Source organism: Microbacterium sp. AC132, from assembly GCF_979258525.1.
Genome location: NZ_OZ409862.1, coordinates 3,603,762 through 3,623,089, shown reverse-complemented (window position 1 = coordinate 3,623,089; position 19,328 = coordinate 3,603,762). Strand labels below are relative to the sequence as shown.

At 64.3% G+C, this 19,328-nt stretch carries 26 protein-coding genes; 8 read left to right on the top strand and 18 right to left on the bottom strand.

The features are described from left to right. Positions 1–24: 24 nt before the first annotated feature. The 14 genes from ACZZZQ_RS17575 to ACZZZQ_RS17510 all read right to left on the bottom strand — a co-directional run bounded on the left by ACZZZQ_RS17575 (position 25) and on the right by ACZZZQ_RS17510 (position 10,212). Positions 25–360 carry a DUF6804 family protein gene (locus tag ACZZZQ_RS17575; RefSeq protein ID WP_463508028.1) on the bottom strand — a complete coding sequence of 112 codons (336 nt, stop codon included), beginning with the start codon at positions 358–360 and terminating at the stop codon, positions 25–27. Beyond that, the gene (gene lspA, locus ACZZZQ_RS17570; RefSeq protein ID WP_463508027.1) at positions 357–869 is read right to left on the bottom strand and encodes a signal peptidase II; all 513 of its coding nucleotides are present in this window, start codon (positions 867–869) and stop codon (positions 357–359) included. Before lspA ends, ACZZZQ_RS17575 begins: the two co-directional genes overlap by 4 nt. 19 nt (positions 870–888) lie before the next feature. Further along, a complete protein-coding gene (locus tag ACZZZQ_RS17565) occupies positions 889–1,557 on the bottom strand; it encodes a copper resistance CopC family protein (protein WP_463508026.1) in 669 nt (222 codons plus the stop codon). Next, on the bottom strand, positions 1,550–2,464 hold the full coding sequence (locus tag ACZZZQ_RS17560) for a cation diffusion facilitator family transporter (protein ID WP_313366409.1): 915 nt from the start codon (positions 2,462–2,464) through the stop codon (positions 1,550–1,552). The genes ACZZZQ_RS17565 and ACZZZQ_RS17560 overlap by 8 nt, the downstream gene beginning before the upstream one ends. 9 nt (positions 2,465–2,473) lie before the next feature. Then, a complete protein-coding gene (locus ACZZZQ_RS17555) occupies positions 2,474–3,460 on the bottom strand; it encodes an NAD(P)-binding domain-containing protein (RefSeq protein ID WP_463508108.1) in 987 nt (328 codons plus the stop codon). Next, positions 3,460–4,125: a DsbA family protein gene (locus ACZZZQ_RS17550; RefSeq protein WP_134352971.1), complete on the bottom strand. Its 666-nt coding sequence runs from the start codon at positions 4,123–4,125 to the stop codon at positions 3,460–3,462. The genes ACZZZQ_RS17555 and ACZZZQ_RS17550 overlap by 1 nt, the downstream gene beginning before the upstream one ends. A 71-nt stretch (positions 4,126–4,196) precedes the next feature. After that, a complete protein-coding gene (locus ACZZZQ_RS17545) occupies positions 4,197–4,670 on the bottom strand; it encodes a hypothetical protein (RefSeq protein WP_463508025.1) in 474 nt (157 codons plus the stop codon). A gap of 66 nt (positions 4,671–4,736) precedes the next feature. After that, positions 4,737–5,072, bottom strand: coding sequence for a hypothetical protein (locus ACZZZQ_RS17540; RefSeq protein ID WP_168442832.1), 336 nt, complete (start codon positions 5,070–5,072; stop codon positions 4,737–4,739). A gap of 210 nt (positions 5,073–5,282) precedes the next feature. After that, on the bottom strand, positions 5,283–6,149 hold the full coding sequence (locus tag ACZZZQ_RS17535; RefSeq protein ID WP_045278977.1) for a F510_1955 family glycosylhydrolase: 867 nt from the start codon (positions 6,147–6,149) through the stop codon (positions 5,283–5,285). A 60-nt stretch (positions 6,150–6,209) separates the two neighbouring features. Continuing rightward, entirely contained in the window at positions 6,210–6,809 is a 600-nt protein-coding gene (locus tag ACZZZQ_RS17530) for a DUF305 domain-containing protein (RefSeq protein WP_029259139.1), read from the bottom strand. Between the two features lie 85 nt (positions 6,810–6,894). Further along, positions 6,895–7,356, bottom strand: coding sequence for a DUF6153 family protein (locus ACZZZQ_RS17525; RefSeq protein ID WP_051671013.1), 462 nt, complete (start codon positions 7,354–7,356; stop codon positions 6,895–6,897). Between the two features lie 51 nt (positions 7,357–7,407). Further along, entirely contained in the window at positions 7,408–9,519 is a 2,112-nt protein-coding gene (locus ACZZZQ_RS17520) for a heavy metal translocating P-type ATPase (RefSeq protein ID WP_200935185.1), read from the bottom strand. A 56-nt stretch (positions 9,520–9,575) separates the two neighbouring features. Next, positions 9,576–9,899 carry a heavy-metal-associated domain-containing protein gene (locus ACZZZQ_RS17515; protein ID WP_029259143.1) on the bottom strand — a complete coding sequence of 108 codons (324 nt, stop codon included), beginning with the start codon at positions 9,897–9,899 and terminating at the stop codon, positions 9,576–9,578. Between the two features lie 31 nt (positions 9,900–9,930). Continuing rightward, positions 9,931–10,212, bottom strand: a complete 282-nt coding sequence (locus tag ACZZZQ_RS17510; protein ID WP_029259144.1) for a metal-sensitive transcriptional regulator — start codon at positions 10,210–10,212, stop codon at positions 9,931–9,933. Between the two features lie 234 nt (positions 10,213–10,446). Between ACZZZQ_RS17510 and cmtR the strand changes: the two genes are divergently transcribed. From cmtR to ACZZZQ_RS17485, 5 genes are read left to right on the top strand one after another with little or no spacing between them, the layout of a single operon-like run. Continuing rightward, positions 10,447–10,806 (top strand): Cd(II)/Pb(II)-sensing metalloregulatory transcriptional regulator CmtR, encoded by a 360-nt coding sequence (gene cmtR, locus ACZZZQ_RS17505; RefSeq protein ID WP_134352973.1) that lies wholly within the window; start codon positions 10,447–10,449, stop codon positions 10,804–10,806. Continuing rightward, the gene (locus ACZZZQ_RS17500; RefSeq protein WP_134352974.1) at positions 10,803–12,719 is read left to right on the top strand and encodes a heavy metal translocating P-type ATPase; all 1,917 of its coding nucleotides are present in this window, start codon (positions 10,803–10,805) and stop codon (positions 12,717–12,719) included. The genes cmtR and ACZZZQ_RS17500 overlap by 4 nt, the downstream gene beginning before the upstream one ends. Further along, complete coding sequence (locus ACZZZQ_RS17495; protein WP_262002263.1) at positions 12,719–13,324, top strand: cadmium resistance transporter; 606 nt, start codon at positions 12,719–12,721, stop codon at positions 13,322–13,324. Before ACZZZQ_RS17500 ends, ACZZZQ_RS17495 begins: the two co-directional genes overlap by 1 nt. Continuing rightward, positions 13,321–13,854 carry a signal peptidase II gene (locus ACZZZQ_RS17490; RefSeq protein ID WP_262002264.1) on the top strand — a complete coding sequence of 178 codons (534 nt, stop codon included), beginning with the start codon at positions 13,321–13,323 and terminating at the stop codon, positions 13,852–13,854. Before ACZZZQ_RS17495 ends, ACZZZQ_RS17490 begins: the two co-directional genes overlap by 4 nt. A 54-nt stretch (positions 13,855–13,908) precedes the next feature. After that, entirely contained in the window at positions 13,909–14,118 is a 210-nt protein-coding gene (locus ACZZZQ_RS17485) for a hypothetical protein (protein WP_029259149.1), read from the top strand. Positions 14,119–14,293: 175 nt separating this feature from the next. Here the strand turns inward: ACZZZQ_RS17485 and ACZZZQ_RS17480 are convergent, their stop codons facing one another. After that, complete coding sequence (locus ACZZZQ_RS17480) at positions 14,294–14,605, bottom strand: thioredoxin family protein (RefSeq protein ID WP_081860107.1); 312 nt, start codon at positions 14,603–14,605, stop codon at positions 14,294–14,296. A 461-nt stretch (positions 14,606–15,066) separates the two neighbouring features. Between ACZZZQ_RS17480 and ACZZZQ_RS17475 the strand changes: the two genes are divergently transcribed. After that, entirely contained in the window at positions 15,067–15,411 is a 345-nt protein-coding gene (locus tag ACZZZQ_RS17475; RefSeq protein WP_463508024.1) for a hypothetical protein, read from the top strand. Between the two features lie 275 nt (positions 15,412–15,686). Here the strand turns inward: ACZZZQ_RS17475 and ACZZZQ_RS17470 are convergent, their stop codons facing one another. Further along, positions 15,687–16,130 (bottom strand): hypothetical protein, encoded by a 444-nt coding sequence (locus tag ACZZZQ_RS17470; protein ID WP_463508023.1) that lies wholly within the window; start codon positions 16,128–16,130, stop codon positions 15,687–15,689. A gap of 159 nt (positions 16,131–16,289) precedes the next feature. Here ACZZZQ_RS17470 and ACZZZQ_RS17465 point away from each other — a divergent pair, with 159 nt between their 5' ends. After that, positions 16,290–16,574 carry a helix-turn-helix domain-containing protein gene (locus ACZZZQ_RS17465; protein ID WP_082297799.1) on the top strand — a complete coding sequence of 95 codons (285 nt, stop codon included), beginning with the start codon at positions 16,290–16,292 and terminating at the stop codon, positions 16,572–16,574. Positions 16,575–16,788: 214 nt separating this feature from the next. Continuing rightward, positions 16,789–17,031 (top strand): helix-turn-helix transcriptional regulator, encoded by a 243-nt coding sequence (locus tag ACZZZQ_RS17460; protein ID WP_463508022.1) that lies wholly within the window; start codon positions 16,789–16,791, stop codon positions 17,029–17,031. 2 nt (positions 17,032–17,033) lie between these two features. On the opposite strand, the gene ACZZZQ_RS17455 is transcribed toward ACZZZQ_RS17460, so the two are convergent. Further along, entirely contained in the window at positions 17,034–17,456 is a 423-nt protein-coding gene (locus ACZZZQ_RS17455) for a hypothetical protein (RefSeq protein ID WP_463508021.1), read from the bottom strand. Beyond that, positions 17,453–18,163: a hypothetical protein gene (locus tag ACZZZQ_RS17450; RefSeq protein WP_463508020.1), complete on the bottom strand. Its 711-nt coding sequence runs from the start codon at positions 18,161–18,163 to the stop codon at positions 17,453–17,455. Before ACZZZQ_RS17450 ends, ACZZZQ_RS17455 begins: the two co-directional genes overlap by 4 nt. Positions 18,164–19,328: the final 1,165 nt, after the last annotated feature.

Sequence of the window (19,328 nt, the reverse complement as noted above, 5' to 3'; positions counted from 1 at the left end):
GTCGTGACACGAAGATCGCGCAGTTCACTTCCGGACCACCTTGATCGTCGCCCCCGCTGCCAGGAACACCACGGCCGCGATGGGCTGTGCTGTGGTCCACACGACACCGGAGAACGGGAACGGCATCACCGGATTCCAGAGCACGGCGATCGCGAGGAAGACCGGGATCCACCACCAGTGGCGTGCCTGTAGCGCAAACCACGCGACGATCAGCCCGAAAATTGAGGCGATGAAGAGGACGAGGGGCGCCCAATTCGTCTGGAAGAGCGCCGGGGCGAGGAACAGGATCGCGGCGGCGACGAGGCTGGGGGCCAGGGCGTTCCGCTGGTACGTGGAGGGGACACGTTCTTTGGGACTCATGGGTGAACCGTTTCTTCGGCGGGTACAGTGTCGACTGGATCGGGGCGGGACGTGGGGTCTTGCCGGCGACGGCTTGTGCGCAGACCCGCGACGATGAGGCACACGGCGCCTATGCCGAGAGCGACATCGGCGAGGTTGCCGATGAACAGGTTCCCGTAGGCGAGGAAGTCGGTGACGTGCCCGATCCCGAACGCGGGCGGCGAGAACAAGCGATCGATCAGGTTTCCGATCGCTCCGCCCACGATGAAACCGAAACCAACCGCCGACCACACGTTCCGGGCTCGGGTAGCGGCACCGATGAGGGCCGCGGTGACAGCGAGCCCGACGACGGTGATGACCCATGTGGAGCCTTCCCCGAGCGAGAAGATCGCCCCGGGGTTGAAGGCCAGTTGAAGACCGAGCCAGTCACCGATCAGCGGTATACGCGCATCTTGCCGCAACGTGTTCAGAGCAAGAGTCTTGGTGCCTTGATCGATCAGGATGACGATGGCGGCGACGATGAGCATCACGGCCGACCGGCGGACTCGATCACGCATCGGCGTCTTTCTCCGTAGCTGCGGCATCCTTGGCGGCCTGTGCGCGGTCGCGCTGGTGGCGCTGGCGCCCGGCCATAACTACTCCCACGACGCCGATCCCCAGAATCAGTGCCAGACCCGAGAGGAAGAACAGGGGTAGCAGTTCGAAAGCACCGCCGCCGGATGCCGTGCCACCGTATGTTTGGGCGGGTCGGGCCGGTTCCGGCTCCTCGGTTGGGGAGGTTTCAGGGGTGGGGCTTGTGGTCGGAGTGCTGGGTTCCGTGTCCGTCGCGGGCGTGACCGTGTACACATACTCCCCGTTTATCGGGTGTCCGTCGGCGGAGACGGTCTTCCAGCGGACGGTGAAGATGCCGGTTGCGGCGTCCGGGGAGAGGTGTTGGGTGATCGAGTCACTGCTCACCGTTGGCGGGTCGACGGCGACGTTTGCTCCGCTTTCATCGATAACCTCGACGACCGTTGCGTCGTCACCACCGGTGACGGTCCCGGTGAACATCAGAGAGATCTCGTCGGGGGAGCCGTTGATGGTCGAGTCGGCGGTGGGGTACGACGAAACGAAGTCGTCATGAGCGGCGGCCGGAGATGCAGTCCCAAATAGGACGGATGCCGACAACAACAGGGTGGTGAGGACGGCAGTGGTGCGTGCCGAGAGGCGTTTATGCATGGGTGTCGTGCTCTCCGGGGTGGGATTCGGGTTCGATCTGGAAGGTGGAGTGTTCGATGCTCACGGCGAAATGTTCGCTGACGCATTGCTGAAGTGATGTCAGTAGTGCGGCGGAAGCTTCCATCGTGACGGTGTCATCGACCACGACGTGGGCGGTGAGCGTGGGGAGGTCGGTCGAGACCTGGGTCGCGTGGAGGTCGTGCACAGCGACCACGTGCGGAAGGGCAAGGATGTGGCGGCGGACGTCCTCGAGGTCGAGGCCGGCGGGTGTGGACTCCATCAACACTCGGCCGGATGCTCGCAACAGGATGAGGGTGCGGGGAATGATGAGCAGCGCGATCAAGACGCCCGCGACGGCGTCCGCCTGATACCAACCGAAAACGGCGATGAGGATGGCGCTGGCGATGACGCCGACGGAACCGAGGGCATCGTTGACGACCTCGAGGAACGCGGCGCGCATGTTGAGATTACGTCCGCGGCCGCTGAACAACACGAGCATGGAGGCGATGTTGGCGACGAGACCGACGATGCCGAAGAACAGCAGACTTCCCGAAGCGATCTCAGGGGGCTCGAACAGCCGTCGTACGCCTTCCACGAGCGCGAAGATGCCCACTCCGAGCAGCAGAGCTGCTTGAGCGAGCGCTCCGAGCACCTCCGTGCGTTGAAGGCCGAAGGTGTATTTGGGAGTCGGGGGACGGTTCATCAGATGCGCAGCCGTGACGGCCATCGCCAATCCGATGACATCGGTGAGCATGTGTGCAGCATCAACGAGCAGTGCGAGGCTGCCTGTGATGATCGCGCCGATCACTTCGATGATGAAGACCGAGGAGGTGATCGCGAACGCTATGACCAGGCGATTGCGGGGAGTGGCGTCACCAATACCGTGACTGTGCCCTGTTTCTGTCATGGTGCTCCTTTAGGGTCGTCCAACGATGAGCCGGGCGACGGTCGCCGCATCGCGACTCATCCCAGCGAGGGTGTCAGCGTCCGCGCGGGAGTATCGCGGCATGCCAACAGTGAACAGTCCGGGGATGCGTGCACTGACGTGCAATGGCTGCCCGGGCGGCTCCGAATCGGGCAGCCATGTGTCTGCTGGCCTGTATCCGGTCGCAAGGATCACGGAATGCGGCTTCATGGACGCCCCATCGGCGAACATCACGGTGTCTCCGTGAATCTCCGTTACGGCGGCGGCATGAGTGACGTCTGTCGAAGCTACGCGGGGGCGTGCCTCGGACATCGGACCCTTACGTCGCAGCCTTGACCAGATGGGCCGCTCTGATACTCGTGAGGGTTCCGCTCGAGTGGAGAGGGTGACGTCGTGGGAGGAAGCGAGTTCTTCAGCAATCTCCACTCCGCTGTATCCGCCGCCAACAACCAACACGGGGCCGGGGGGTACCTGCGCGGGGTAGAGGTACTGGCTGGAATGCAGCACAAAACCGGGTACTGCTAGTTCCTGGCGCCACCCCGGTATGCGCGGCACGGCGGCAGCTCCCGTTGCGCAGACCACATTTCGGGTTTGCACTTCCCCGGCGGAGGTCGACAGATGCAGCGTGGATCCGTCGCCCAACCGGTTGACTCCAAGAGCTCGTGTGCTCCACACGGTTTTCACACCGATGGCTTTCTCCACCGAAGACAGGTAGTCGGACATCTCATCCGCACTCGGATGACGGTCTTCATCGCCCGGGAAAGGGAACCCGCGGACGACACTGTGGCGTGCCGCACTGCGTAGTTTCATCGACTGCCGCCGTGTGACCCAGCTTCGTTGACCGGGGGTTGCAGAATCGATGATCACGAAGTCTTTCTGTGGCTCAAACCCGGAGGACCTGAGCGCGGCGGCTGTCGCCAATCCGGAGTGCCCGGCGCCAACGATGATGACGCGACGGTGCGATAGCGAATGCGCCATCATTCAGCACCGTTCACCGCGGCTTCAATGCTGTCCTCCAGATCGGTCCACGTCTCCAGTACGACAGGCTCCCCATCGATGAAGAACGAGGGGGTACTGCTGACACCGAGCTGCTCACCCTCGTCTAGATCAAATTGAACCCGTTCTGCTGTCGCAGGATCAGCGACAGCCTCATCGAACGCGGCCATGTCCAATCCGAGTTCCTCCGCAAACCCCCGGAACAGGTCCGCCCGCGACTCTTGAGCCTCACCCCATTGAGGCTGCGTCTCGAACAGGCGGTGATACATGTCTTCGAGGCGGCCCTGCTGCGCTGCGGCTTCGGCAGCGATCGCGGCGTTCTTCGAGTTGAGGTGACCCGGCAGCGGGAAGTAGCGGATCACGTAAGTGATCTCGCCATCGAACTTGCCGCGGAGATCCTCGACGAGGGGATAGAAAGCACCGCAGGCCTCGCACTCGAAATCGAGGAACTCGACAACCGTCACCGCCCCTTCCCCTCCGTCATCGAGGACATGCGAGTTCTCACGGACGACCTGTGGACCATCAGCGGGCCCCGTCTCGGGTGCGGCAGCTTGATTCTGATTGATGAGGACGAAGACCAGCGCGACGACCAGCAACACCACGGCAAAAGCCACGGTGACAAGTACCGCTTTCACGGAAGATTTCATAGACACTCCAAACACACACAACGAACGAGGACGACCAGGGGAGCGCCATCGAAAAGATGGCGCCGCCAGGGTCAGGTCCGCGACAGAGAAAGCTGTGTGAGAGAAGGAGGCAATGCGAACAGGCGCCCCGTCATGGCCGCCAGTGATGGTGCGCGCGGCAAACGTTCGCGAATGCGAGAAGAGGGGACGTGACGGAGGAAGGTCCGCGTGACGATGAGCACCAAGAAGCAGCAGATGATACCCAAGAGGCACCCGGCAACACCGATCATGATGTCGTTTGCTGTGTCCCCGGTCACGAATTGTTCGGCGGTCGCGCCGGCAACGCTTTCACCCGAACCCGCCGAGACATGGCCGGCGGAAGGCGTTCCTAGTGACGACGAGGATGTCGTGCTCAGATACGGAGTCGCGTCCGTCGCGTCACGGTGGCCGCCCGGCCATGCTCCGACAACGAGAAGAAGCGCCAGCCCGAGGGCTGTAATGATCTTCGTTATCAGGAAATCGTCGGCGCGGCTGACGCAGTTGCGAGTGCGACCGTGAACGACCATGACCTCAGGATGCTACCAGCCCCACCAATCAAGATTCCTTGCGAACTCGTGAGCCACGCGCTGGTTCTACCGGCGAAACGAGGAAGTCTTGGGACGTCCGCTGAGCCAGCCCATCGCCCATTCAACTGGGCCAGTTCCGGCGAAGCGCCACCACAGCCAACCCACCACGATCATGCCCGGAACGATCACCAGCCAGCCCAAGTAGAAGTTCTCTGCAGAGCGGCCATACGCGTTACTCCAGAGCGCGATGAGGCCGCCATGCAGCAAGTACAGGGACAACGCCACCCGACCGCACGCGCACAGGGGAACAAAAGGGGTCTGCTGCTCGGCGCGCAGCTCGTCGGCACCCGCGGTGCGGAGATCTCCAAGCGCGTCGACACCTACGCCACGGCTCTGCACCACGGCATGACCGTCGCAACGATGAGTGACCTCGACCTCTCCTGCACGCCCCCGCTCGGCTCCCCATGGGACGCCGTGCAGCTCGCAACGCAGGCATGGGAGCGCCAAACTCGGACGAGCACTTTGGTGTAAGTAACCCCTGGGATCGGCTACCTCAGCCCAAGTCGTTGCTGCGATCCGAACCCGGGAAAGATTGTGACCGTTCGGGGCGGCCTAGCGGGGCAGCGCAGTGAGTCCGCTCTGATCGAAGACCAAGATGTCGCCGCCGTTCGTGATGGTGATCGCTTGTGCGGAGCCGTGGGTTGTGCCGGCGGGAACCCACTCCGCGCCTGATGCGGGTCTGACCCAGATCTGTCCGCCGTTGCCGACACCGACGAGGCGCTTGCTATCGGGTGAAGCGGCGAGGAGGTAGAGCAGCGGTGCATCGTTCACGGTGGTGAACGTGGCGCCCTCATCCGCGCTGACTTGCAGCCCGTCGGGTGTGGCGGCGAACAGTTGCCCTGCGGCGTCGATGGCGAGGTTGACCGCGACGACTTCCCCGGCGGGCGACCATGTCTGTCCGGTGTCGTCGCTGCGGAGCAGTTCGATGGAGTCTGACGCAAGCCCGTACAGGCTCTCGTCCGGGCCGGCGGCGAGAGCGTGGAAGTCCTTCTCTCCGGTGAGCGAGACCGGTGACCAGGATCGGGCGCTGTCGTCGCTTCGGATGATTCCGAGGTTGGGGGAACCGAGTTCGGGGGCAGTCGTTCGCCCGGGGTGTCCAGACGCGATGAGGGTATCCCCGATGGCGGTGAGGCCCATCGCGTCAAAGTCGGTGTTCTGGACGCGGTCGCCAATTTCGCCGTCAAGCGTGGCCGTGTAGATCCCGTCGTGGGCGCCCAGTAGGTAGCCGTCTCCTGAGGGGTCAGGCACGATCGCGTGGACGTGTTCGATGGTGGTGGCGTGGTCGTGTCCGGTGGTCGGCTCGGCAGGTGCTGTGCACCCGGCGAGCACGATGCTGGCCGCGATTGTCGTAGCGATCGTGAGTGCTCCGCGACGTCGCAGGCGGGAAGTAGGCAGGGTGAAGTTCTTGAGGGTTCGCATGATGGTGTCCGCAAACAGATCTATGGGTGGGGTGCGGGAGTCCCGCACCCCACCCGTGGATCACGGAGTTGCGAGGATCTCCTTCATGGTGGCGATCTCTTCCGTTTGCGTGTCGATGATGGTCTCGGCCAGTGCGACGGCGTCGCTGTTCTGACCGTTGTCGACTTCGTCTTGCGCCATGTCGACGGCACCCTCGTGGTGCTGGATCATCTGCTCGAGGAACAGACGCCCCGCATCGGGACCGGCGGCATCTTCGAGGGCCTGCATGTCCTCTTCGGACATCATGCCGCTGCCGTGATCCATGCCCTCCATGCTGTCCATCTCCGCGCCCCAGTCTTCGAGCCACTGGTCCATCTGCTGGATCTCGGGCTCCTGAGCGGCTTTGATTTCTTCGGCGAGAGAGACGACGCGCTCGTCAACGCCGTCCTTGCTGAGGAGGACGTCGGACATCTCGATGGCCTGTGCGTGGTGTTCCTTCATCATGCTGGCGAACATGATGTCGGCGTCATTCGCATCTGCTGTCTCTGCGGGCGCGGACGAGCTGCCGCCGTGGTCCATGCCTTCCATGCCGTTGTCGGATCCGGTGGTTCCCGCGCAGCCGGCGAGGGCGAGCAGTGCGGTGAGGGTGAGTGCGGCGATCGCCGCGGGTCGAATCTTCATGAGGGTTCTCCAAGGGTCAGTGATGGGGCCCGGCGGCTGCCGGTGCCCGAGGGTGCGTTGCCCGCCAGAGCGGGCTAGCGCGTGATCACGTGCGACTGATGCAGAGAACCGTGAGAGATGGAGGCGGGGGAAGGGCGTGAGCGCGGGCGGGCCCGCGTGTTGTCGCGGGCGCGCGGGTCGCAACCAAGAGGGTGTGCCGCCAGCCGAGCCCGATCCGCCTGAGAAGGATGGTGGCCACCAGGAGCGCGAGGACGCACGCCATCCACGTCATCGAATCTCCGGCCCCACACGTCGCGCATCCCGCCTCCTGTGTCGGCGCGGCTGGCACGAGGGCGGTCGCGGAGGCGTCGGGGTGATGGGCGGATACTTCGGCCTGAGTGCTGACGGTGACGGTGTCATGGTGACCGGCGGCCGTCGCATGCGAGTTGAAGGAGTGCATCGCCAGTAGGCCGGCGATAATGCCCACGGCGATCGCGAGGACGGCCAGGACGGTGTGGGTGAGCGTGCGCGGTCCGCGCACCTGTTGTGAGACCTTGATCAGCGACATACTCACCTCCCGTTCGCCCCAGCCTACGTCCGTCGACCTAACTGTTTCTCGCTACTTACCGGCCACGGCGTCCGGGCGCAGATCCAGTCGGCGCAGCAGCTGCGCGTTGAGCGCGACGACGATGGTTGACAGGGACATCAGCAGCGCGCCCACGGACATCGGGAGCACGAACCCGATCGGGGCGAGCACTCCGGCGGCGAGGGGGACGGAGAGCAGGTTGTAGCCGGCGGCCCACCAGAGGTTCTGCTTCATCTTCCGGTAGCTGGCCCGCGACAGTTCGATCACCGAGAGCACCGACCGGGGGTCGTCGCTGGCGAGGATGACGCCCGCGGACGCGATCGCAACATCCGTCCCGGCGCCGATGGCGATGCCGACGTCGGCCTGCGCGAGCGCGGGGGCGTCGTTGACACCGTCTCCGACCATCGCGACCTTGCGCCCTTCGCCTTGCAGCTCTTTCACCTTCGAGGCCTTGTCTTCGGGTCGGACCCCGGCGAAGTACCGGTCGATGCCGAGCTCGCCCGCGACGGAGGCTGCGACCGCGTCCGCGTCACCGGTGATCATGACCACCTGCACGCCACGCTCGTGGAGGGCCTCGACGGCGTGACGCGACTCCGAGCGGATCTCATCCGCCAAGCGCAGGGCACCCGCGACCTGTCCGTCGACGAGCACGTGGAGGATGATCGCACCCTCACGGCGCCACTCGTCGGCGACCGGTAGCTCGGAGGCGTGTTCCTGCTCGAGCATGTACGGGCCACCGACCTGCACCACGCGCCCATCGACACGTGCACGGACCCCGACCGCCGGGGACGATTCGAAATCGGCTGACGAGGGGACCGTGAGGGTCTTCTCTTTCGCCGCGTTGACGATCGCGCGGGCGAGGGGGTGTTCGGAGTCTGCTTCCGCGGCCGCGGCCCAGGCCAGCAGCTGGTCAGGGTCGGTCCCGGAGACGGGGTCGATCGCGGTCACGGCGGGGGTGCCCTTGGTGAGCGTGCCGGTCTTGTCGAACAGGACGGTGTCGACGGTGCGCATGCTCTCCAGCGCGAGACGGTCCTTGATCAGCACGCCTCCGCGAGCGGCACGCTCGGTGGCGATCGACACGACGAGCGGGATCGCCAGACCGAGCGCGTGCGGGCAGGCGATCACCAGCACGGTGATCGTGCGGATCACGGCGGCGTCGGGCATGCCGACGATCGTCCAGACGATGGCGGTGATCGCGGCGGCGCCGAGCGCGAACCAGAACAGCCACCCGGCGGCCTTGTCTGCGAGCCGCTGCGCGCGCGAGGATGAATTCTGCGCTTCGGTCACCAGCTTTTGGATCCCCGCGAGAGCGGTGTCGTCGCCGATCGCGGTGATCTCGACCCGCACCCCGGAATCGGTGGCGACGGTGCCGGCGATGACCTGGTCGCCGTCGCTGCGGCGCACGGGCCGGGACTCGCCGGTGATCATCGACTCGTCCATGCTGGCCGAGCCCTGCACGATCCGCCCGTCAGCGGGCACCCGCCCGCCTGGGCGCACCACCACCACGTCACCCACCAGCAGATCGGACGGGGCGACCGTCACGGTCGTGTCGCCTTCGATCTTTTCCGCCTCGTCGGGCAGCAGTGCAGCGAGGGAATCCAGTGCTGAGGTGGTCTGTGCGAGGGAGCGCATCTCGATCCAGTGGCCGAGCAGCATGATCACGATCAGCAGCGCCAGCTCCCACCAGAAGTCCAGCTCATGATGGAGGAGGCCGAGGCTCGCGCCCCAGGATGCGAGGAACGCGACCGTGATCGCGAGGGCGATCAGGAGCATCATTCCGGGCTTGCGGGCACGAAGTTCACTCACCGCGCCGGTGAGGAACGGGGCCCCACCCCAGATGTACATGACCGTCCCGAGAACCGGGGACACCCACCCAACCCAGGCGGCTTCCGGCAACGGGTACCCGAGCAGCATCGAGAACATCCCCGAGAACCCGACAACCGGGACCGCAAGGACCAGCATGATCCAGAACAACCGCCGGAACTGGCCCACGTGATCGCCGTGGCCCGCGTGACCGCCGTGGCCCGCGTGACCTTGAGGAGCGCCGTGGTCGTGGCTCATCGCCGCGTGGTCATGCTGCGCCGTCGGCGCGGTGCCGGGATTCTCGTGTGCGATGTGATGGGTGTGCTCGTCGTGCTGGCTCATCAGAACTCCTTGTTCGATGCGCCCGGGGTCGAGCCGGGTGCGGACGGATAAGTGAATCAGGCCTGGCTGGTCGCGAGGCTGTAACCGGCCTCTTCGACCGCAGCCCTCACGGCAGCGGGATCGACAGGGGCTGCGCTGTGGATCGTCACGCGGGACGAGCCGCCGGCGTTCAGGTCGACAGCGACGAACGCGACACCGTCAAGCGCGCTCAGTTCCTCACTGACGCTCGACACACAGTGCGAGCACGTCATTCCCGTGACCAGTACCTCTTCCGAGACCGGGGCCGCCACAGGAGCGGATGCCTCGATGTTCGATGGGGCTGCGCAGCATGCGCAACCAGCGTTTGCGTCCTTCAGTCCGAGTTCGATGCGGTCAGTCATAGTGAATTTCTCCAGATCGTTAGACGTGTGGTTATGAACGGACCAGGCGAGCGATGGCGTCGTTAGCTTCGCGGACCTTCTCCGCCGCAACCTCGCCACCCTCAGCGCTTGCCTGAGCGACGCAATGGCTCAGATGGTCACCCAGGAGCGACAAGGCCACCGTTTCGAGCGCCTTCGTGGCCGCAGCGACCTGCGTCAGGATGTCGATGCAGTACTTGTCCTCATCGACCATCCGCGAGATACCTCGCACCTGACCCTCAACCCGACTCAATCGCTTGCGCAGATCCGCCTTGTTGTCGGTGTAACCGTTCATACCCACAACATACCCCCTGGGGGTATGTAACTCAACAGGCACCGGCCTATTCCCGAACGACAGCCTCCGGCTGCAGTTTCGCGGGACGATCGCTATCGAGCGCCCGGCGGCATGCGGCGTCGTCCACCACAGCAGGATCGCGCACCTCACGACTGGTTGACGCGGCGACGAACAGAACGCCATAACATTCGATCGAATTGATAACCAGTCAGCGGTCACTGTATAGTTCAGTGCATGCTGACCATTGCTTCCCGTCTTGATGTGATGAACCGACTCGGCCGGGCCATGGCTGATCCGACCCGTTCCCGGATCTTAATGACGTTGCTCGACGGACCGAGCTATCCCGCTGTGCTCTCGCGCGAACTGGAGCTGACGCGCTCGAACGTGTCGAACCACCTCACCTGTCTACGCGATTGCGGCATCGTCGTTGCCGAGCCGGAGGGCCGTCAGACCCGATACGAAATCGCCGACCCACACCTAGCTGCTGCCCTCGTCGCACTGGTGGACGTGACGCTGGCTGTCGACGAGCACGCCCCGTGCGTGGACTCGGCGTGCACGGTGGCGGGCTGCTGCGGAGCGGGAGCTGACGCGTGAGCGCGGCGTGTGGCTGCGAGCACGAGCCTGCCGCCACGGCGGGAGAGGAACACGAAGAGGCTGAGCGGCCCTGGTGGAAAGACCGCGGGATCATGGTGCCGATCTTCTCGGGTGTCGCGTTCCTGGGGGGTCTGATCCTCGAATGGTCCGGCTTCGAGATCCCGGCGTTGGTGCTGTTCTGGGTCGGACTACTGCTGGGTGCGTCGACGTTCACGCCGAGCGCGATCCGGAAACTATTCAAGGGCAAGCTCGGCATCGGGTTGCTGATGACGATCAGCGCGATCGGCGCAGTCATCCTCGGGTACGTGGAGGAGGCTGCAGCTCTGGCATTCTTGTACTCGATCGCTGAGGCGCTCGAGGACAAGGCGATGGACCGCGCCCGCGGCGGGCTAAGGGCACTGCTGAAGCTCGTGCCGGAAACAGCGACGGTGCTGCAGGGCGGCACCGTCGCGCAGGTACCGGCGAGAGAGTTGACGGTTGGCCAGGTCATGGTGGTCCGCCCGGGTGAGCGGATCGCGACCGATGGGATCGTGCGTTCTGGGCGCTCCAGCCTGGACACCTCGGCGATCACCGGGGAGTCGATCCCGGTCGAGGTCGAGCCCGGCGATGCGGTGTCGGCCGGCGCGATCAACAATGCCGGCGTGCTGGAGGTTGAGGCGACGGCTGCGGGTACCGATAACTCGCTCACGACGATCGTGGAGCTGGTCGAGAAAGCGCAGACCGAAAAGGGCGAGCGTGCCCGTCTCGCGGACAGGATCGCCCGTCCACTGGTGCCCGGCGTTCTGATCCTCGCGGCGCTTGTCGCGATCATCGGTTCGCTGCTGGGTGACCCCGAGGTGTGGATCACCCGCGCGCTCGTCGTGCTCGTCGCGGCCTCCCCGTGTGCGCTGGCGATCTCGGTGCCGCTGACGGTCGTCGCTGCGATCGGTGCCGCGAGCAAGTTCGGTGTGATCATCAAGTCCGGCGCCGTTTTCGAGCGCTTCGGTACGGTCCGGCACGTCGCCGTCGACAAGACCGGAACCCTTACCCGCAACGAACCCGTGGTCACCGCCGTACTCACCGCGAACGGTGTAACCGAGGTCCAGGCGTTGGCGTGGGCGGCTGCGCTGGAGCAGCACAGCACACATCCTCTTGCCTCAGCGATCACCGCCGCAGCTCCGGGGACACCGGCAGCTGCAGATGTGACCGAGCAGGCCGGCCACGGTATTGACGGCACCGTCGACGGATCGAGAATCACCGTCGGCAGTCCCCGCTGGCTGGACGCCGGCGACCTCGTTGAGCGGGTCGCAACGCTGGAAGAGCAGGGCATGACCGTCGTCATCGTGCACCGAGACGGGTCACCGGTCGCCGCGATCGGCGTCCGCGACGAGCTGCGCCCTGAAGTCCCCCAGGTAGTCCGGACACTCACCGGCCAGGGCGTCGGGGTGACGATGCTCACCGGCGACAACGCCCGGACCGCTCGTGCACTGGCTGCGCAGGCCGGGATCAGCGATGTGCGAGCGGAGCTGCGCCCGGAGGACAAGGCGACCGCGATCGGGGAACTGTCGAAGGCGGGACCGGTCGCGATGATCGGCGATGGCATCAACGATGCCCCCGCCCTCGCTGGCGCAGACGTCGGCATCGCGATGGGCGCGACCGGCTCCGACGCAGCGATCGAATCCGCCGACGTGGCCTTCACCGGCCATGATCTACGCCTCATCCCGCGGGCGTTCGATCACGCCCGCCGCGGTCGACGGATCATCAACCAGAACATCATCCTGTCGCTGCTGATCATCACCGCCCTGCTCCCGCTCGCGCTCTTCGGCGTCCTGGGGCTCGCGGCTGTCGTCCTGGTCCACGAGGTCGCCGAGGTCATCGTGATCCTCAACGGCCTGCGGGCCGCCCGCACCCGCACGCCACGACTGGGACGCTGATGCTCGCCACCATTGGATCAGCGATCGGCCTGTTCGCGGCAACCAACATCGACGACATCGTCGTGCTCACCGTGCTTTTCCTCGCCTCCAGCCGAGGGAAACCCCGGCCGTGGCAGATCGTCGCAGGCCAGTACCTCGGGTTCATCACCCTCGTCGTCATCAGCGTGATCGCCGCACTCGGCCTCACCATCGTCCCGGACGAATGGGTCGGCTTCCTTGGCCTGATCCCGCTCGGCATCGGCATCTGGACGCTCATTCGCGGCCTGCGCCGCAACGGCGATGACGATGACGACGCCAAGATCACCGCGGTCGGACTGTGGGGGGTCGCGGGTATCACGATCGCCAACGGGGCGGACAACATCTCCCTCTACACGCCGATCTTCCGCACCAGCACTCCCGGCGACGTCGCGATCATGATCGTCGTGTTCCTCATCCTCGTTGCCGTCTGGTGCGCGGCCGGCCGGCTCATCGGCACAAACAAGGCAGTCACCGAGGGGTTGGAGCGCGTCGAGCACTGGCTTGTACCGGCAGTGTTCATCGGTCTGGGCCTGTTCATCCTGATCGAATCCGGCGTCATCGTCCGTCTGATCGAGGTGCTCGGGTGACCTCCTCCCAGGCAGAAGGCCACCCGCCCGCTGCGCGAAAGCTGCCGTCGGCGCGGCGGTGGCAGCTCACTGGCGGAGCGCTCCTGATCGCCGCGATTGTCGTGCTGATTGATCAGGGAACGAAGGTGTGGGCCGAAGCGACCCTCACTGAGCGTGAGCGCATCCCCCTAATCGGTGACCTGTTGGGTTTGCAGCTCGCCTACAACCCCGGAGCGGCATTCTCCTTCGGGGAAGGCTTCACCTGGGTGTTCGCGCTGCTAGCCGTCGCCGCCACCGTCACAGCAATCGTGTTCGCGTTCCGAGTACAACGCCTGCGATGGGCAATCGTCATCGGCGCGCTCGGAGGAGCTGCCGCCTCACACGCAGGCGACCGCCTTTTCCGCGATCCCGGATTCGCCCGCGGACACGTCGTGGACTTTCTCGCCTACGGAAACTGGTTCATCGGGAACATCGCCGACATCGTGATCTTCGCCGCAGCGATCACCGGAGCGCTCCTCATGATCCGCGCCGGCGATGAGACCACAAAGTGAAACCGCTTTGAGAAGCGGGGACAACCCATCAACTCGCCCTCTACATCGGCGCTATTGCTCGGCGCGCAGCTCGTCGGCACCCGCGGTGCGGAAATTTCCAAGCGCATCGACACCTACGCGGCAGCGCTGCACCACAGCATGACGATCGCCGCAATGAGCGACCTCGACCTCTCCTACACGCCCCCGCTCGGCTCCCCCTGGGATGCCGTGCAGGTCGCAACACAGGCATGGGAGCGCGAAGTCCGGACAATCGCCGTGGTGTAGCTCGCCCGTGCGTGCGGCTTCTGAGTGTGGGGACTACGTAGGCGGGCGGTCACGTCGTAAGCGAAGCGCGACCCACAAACCGCATCGTCGACAGATGAACGCACCGTCGTCTCCGAGGGCGTGCAGCTTCCTTCGTGGTAGATGCCGGCCGCAGCACGTGCAGGCGACATCGAGCTCAGTCTCCATAGGCCCTCATTGCCTCTCGGATCTGTTCAACCGTTGGCATCCCGGCCAACCCAGCAGGTGTGCTGTAGATGCGGCAAGCCAACTCACTACTACGATCCGACCCCGGGAAGAGATCGTTTCCGTCCACCGTGATCGTCGGGGAGCCCGCAAATTGAACCCCGGCGGCGTCTTCCTCTGTTCGGATGAGTCGATAACGCAGGCTCAATCCGTCGTGGCCTGTTTCGCTAAGCGCCTCGGCAACACGACGACTGGCCTCAACCCAGCTAGGGCAATCAGCGATATGCAGCAGCTCAATCTCCACGACTCAATCATCCTCGATTCTCTGCTGATGTCGTGACCCATTTGTGGTGGAGGGCTATCACCGAAAACGATCGTTTACGGCGCGCTCGTCGACGTGGCCGACCCGGTGCACGACACGCCGAAGAGCGACCCGCGGTAACCCCCTGCCGAAACCTCCACGCACCGAAACTGGTGGTGTATGGTTTCCGGCCGGGACCCCGTTAGGCCTAGGGCATCACCTTGCGTTGCGCCGCTTAGTTCTATCAACTCGAGTTCCGAGGCGGCTCGTCGACTCCGGCGGCCACGGAATCTACGCTCACCATCTCCCCAAGTGAAGTCGTTGTGAACTCGTGTGTCCCCTGTGAACTCCTGTGTACTTGGGCTCACGAGTACGCCTATGTGAAGCGAATTAACGGTTGCCGAGTTGCTGGGGACTCCAAGTGCGAACTTCAAGAGTCCGTCCAGCACGAGTAGGATCACACCATGCGCGCCTCTTATAGCGAACAACTCGTTCGCCGATTGATCGCGGTGCTGGGGCCGACGCTCGTATCGACGCTGGCTGGTTCGAGAGACACGCGAGCCGCGGTCAGCTGGGTAGAAAACGGTGGCCATCTCGATGCTGAGACCATCGCACGTCTCGAATGCGCCGAGGCGGCATGGCGCACAGTCAGCGACGCCGAAGGCGACCACATGGCGCGGTTGTGGTTCATCGGCGCCAATCCGTTCCTTCGCGGCCAGGACACTGCGATCACCGCGATCCGCGATGGACGCCTCGATGAGGTCGCCAACGCTGCTCAGGCGCTCGCGGATGGCTCCTTCGCCGGTTAGCTAGCTAGTTGGCACGTTCGTCGTCGATGAGCGCCTGAAGCGCTGCATCCAACTCCGTCCGCGCCGCTTCCGGAGTGAGCTCCCGTGTGAGGATGCGCTGAGCCCGATCAAGGTCTTCGGGTGTCAGCTGGTGCGCTCCGAGCTCGTGACCCTTCTGAATAGCGGCGAGGGCTCTCCGCACCTCCGACGGCGTCAGCGGCTCAGCGCACACTCGAGATCTCCAATGTGTTCTCCTTCGACGTTAGAACGGTGACGCTTGGGGGAGCCTGCGTTCGTCAATCGCTGTCGCGCGACTGCTTGGTGCGTGCGCGAGACTGCTCGCGAAAGCGTCGACCGACTCTGAGGCTCCGCGCGACTTCCTTGTCATACCCGATGAAGCCGCGGCGGCGCCACTCGATCACCACATGTCGACGGAAGTCATTGATTCTGCGGCGGCGATCCAATGCGTCCCAGTCGCTCGGAAGGCGAGACGGAACTCCGCCTGTTTCGGGAAGCAAGTGCTCGAACAGCTCCCGGAAAGTTGGGCCCTGCGATTGGCGACGGCGGTACTGAGCGATGAAGATTGCTGCTGCCAAAGCCCATTCGTCTGCCGCCTCGTTGCAGGTGAACTCTTCGAACGCAGAGTGCCATGCGGCGGGCGGCGGATGGTTCATGCTCCGCCACCAAACTGTCCAAGGCACGTTCGCCACGATCACCGTCACAATCGCGGTCGCACGCATCGGGCCTGCCCTGCGGTGCGACCGCGGTGTCCGAAGGGCGGGCAGCACACGTGCAGAGTGGAACGGATCCGGCGTAAGTCGATTGTTTCGTATGGCCAACCGAAATTATGCCACACAAACTAGGCCACACGGGTGCGGCCTTGAAGCAACTCTTGAAGGGTGGTCGCGAGAGATGTGCAGGTCGAAGCCGAGTGGGCTGACTTCGCACTCCGTTTCGCGATTCACCTTCGGCAGCTCCGAACCAGTGCAGGCCTGAGCCAAGAGGACGTGGCTTATCGATCCGGAATCGCGCGATACACCTACCAGCGTTACGAGCGTGGCGAGTCCAGAGCAGGTGTCCCAGCGAACCCGCCGCTGAGATCCCTTCTTGCCATGGCTCAGGTACTCGGCGTCGATCTTGCGCAGATGACTCCGGATGGCGTTCCGGACCTTCGCAGCCGGTAACGGCTATCGGTCGCGCAGGTGGACGATGTTCCTTGCTGTGATCGCATCGCTCCGCAGTGCTTCGTTCTCTGCTGCGAGCCGTTGTAGGTGTGCGATTGCTAGCTCGAGGTCGCGTCTGAGCGCGGCATACGCATAGGCCCATACCGGTAAGCGATTCTCGAAACGCTCGAGATATGAGCGGGATGAAGCCGGCGCAGACGACGAGTGGGGCGTCTTGGTCCGGCACCATGCTGTCCAACTGCGACGGTTACGGCTTGAATCCGATTTGGATCAGGAAGAAGTCGCCAGCCGTGCCAACCTCAGCCGCTTCATCTATAGGCAGTACGAGAAGGGTGAGTCGCGCAGAGGCACCCCGTCGAACCCCGTTCTGCGGTCAATCATCGCGATCTCGCAGGTTTTCGATGTGCCGCTGGAGCAACTCCTTCCGGTCACGTTCCCCGACCCTCGAAATCGATAGTCCTATCGAATCGGTGTGACCCGCGCCCGGCCGGAACCCGATCGGAGCCGATCGCGCTCGTCGGTGACGATCAGGAGTGCGGCGGCGTACGCTTTGACCTGCGCTGCGAGGGCATCACGTTCCCGAACGAGTCGTCGATTGCGTACCTCTTCTTTCGCGACGCGCGCTCGAAGGCGCTCTACCTCGGGTTTTGTGCGATTGATTTCGCTGGCGCGAGCGAGAAAGGCCCGGGCGATTTCCGGATTGTCGTGGGTGAGGCGATGGCGCTTGACTCCTGCAACCTCCACCAGCCGCAGGCCGGTAAGGGGGCCCGCCACGCGACCTTCGAGGAGGTCGTACGCAGCTCTTTGCAGTCGTGCTCGGATCTCATCGCGTTCGGTCGATGCGTTCGGACCGCTCGCGCTCGACGAGTCGCTGATGCTCATAAGCTTCGCTCTCCCTGGTGGGCTTCGATGATCTGCTGCTTCTCGTGTGTGAGCTGCAAGGCGCGGTTGTGCCGAATGGGTGGTGCTAGCGTGTCTTGCTCGATGTCGGAGATCGCGGCGCGTAAGTCGTCAATGTCGTCGTCAGTGCGAGCGATGTTTTTGCAGGCGCTGCGGCAGTCGCCGAGCACGGGGCCGGCGGTAGATCGGGCGCACAGTGCCGTCTCCATATTGAAAACGCAGTGCACCCCATCGCCTTGGAAAACCTGCAGGGAGGGGTCTGTGAGCATCGTTTCTGCCTGGCGTCTGGTGGGCATGGTACGACCGACGTACTTCGCGACGGCGCGCGCGGTTCGTCCGCGTAGTTCTGTGGCCGCGGGTCCGCTAACACGCCCGCCGGCCTTGAAGTAGCGGTCTAGATCGGCAGCATCGTCCACGCGCTCAAGCCAGCGCTCGAGCGCGAGCTCCGAGGGAAAACCCGATGCGTAGTTGCCTGCATAGCCCTGCGTGATCTGTGTCGCAACATGGCCATACTGAACTGCCGCTGCGACAAGCCCTCCGGGGCGCCGGACGATGTGCCACGCGAGCGTTCGCCGAAATCTGCTGCCCGTTAACGGGCCGGCGGGATCGCGCGGAATGTTGTCCGGTCGGTGGGCATCTCTGCAGTAACGGTTGACCCACTCGATGAAACGCGCGATGTCCGTCGTCATCCGCGCTGACGTTTTCGCAGTCCCAGCACGCAAGTTGCCTGAGGGAGTCGATCCTCGGCGAGTGGGCGGTCGCAGCGTTTTCGGGAAGAGAAGTTCACCGTCGTGCAGCAACTCCAGGACTCGCACAGCGCGGGCTCCCACTGGATGAATGACCCACGGTGCCGGTCTAACCTCACCATGGTCCATCCTCGCTCCGTCAGAGCCTGTGGCAGACTTCCATCGGACGCCGCGTAAAGTCCAGAGTCCGCCATCGGAATCGAATTCGAGGCAATCCCGGCGGATACTCAGGACCTCGCCCGGGCGCATGCCCGTGAGGTATGAGATGGCGACAAAGCAGGCCGTGGTGAGGTGGGCCGATAGCGGTACGGCATCACCCCATCGGATCGAGGGACCCATCCACGGTTTGCCGTCCAAGAGCCCCGTGGTAAGGGGGCGAAGGTACGATGCGTTGTCGACCGGCAGTTCACTCGCCGCTACAAGAGCCCGGTCTGGGCCCGAGTGCCCAGAGCCGAAATAGCCGGTCAATCGACCCAAGTGCGCCCAGTTGACGTCGGACCGATCGGTGTGGCCCGGGAGCCCCTTCTCTTGCGAACGAAGATCCTCAAGGACGCCACTGAGCTTCGTGCGTCTCATGCCTGGCAGCTTCGATGGGTCCGGCCCGGGAACGCGGTGCCGATACTCGTTGGTAAGAAGCTCCTTATAGTCGCGGTATCCCGCGGTGATGTCGTCGGCGAAGTCCTCAACGAAGCGAAGCGCCCACGACATCAAGGGCGCCAACGTCGCATCATCGATGCGTGGCGTGAGGTTGGTGGACGAAGTAGGCCCTAGACGGAGCAAGTCTCGGGGGTGATAGTCCTCCCACGGCGATCCCGGCGGTAGGCGAACCTTGAGAGGTACCAGGTCTCGGTACCTCCATAGCCGACGCGTCTCGGTGATGATCCCACGCATCGCGGTATCAGGCAGTCGACGTCCAGCCATCTCTACCAACAGCTCATCTAGGTTGCGGGGCGTTAAGTCCTGGAGGCCAGTCAGTTCGCGAGTATCCATCCAGTGAAGGATTCGTTTGAGCGGTGCTTGCATGAGCGGTATCGAAGTCAGGGTTCGCCGTCCCGTGGTGGGGCCATTTTGAATGGGGCGCGCCGTCTCCTCGTTGATCAAGATCCAG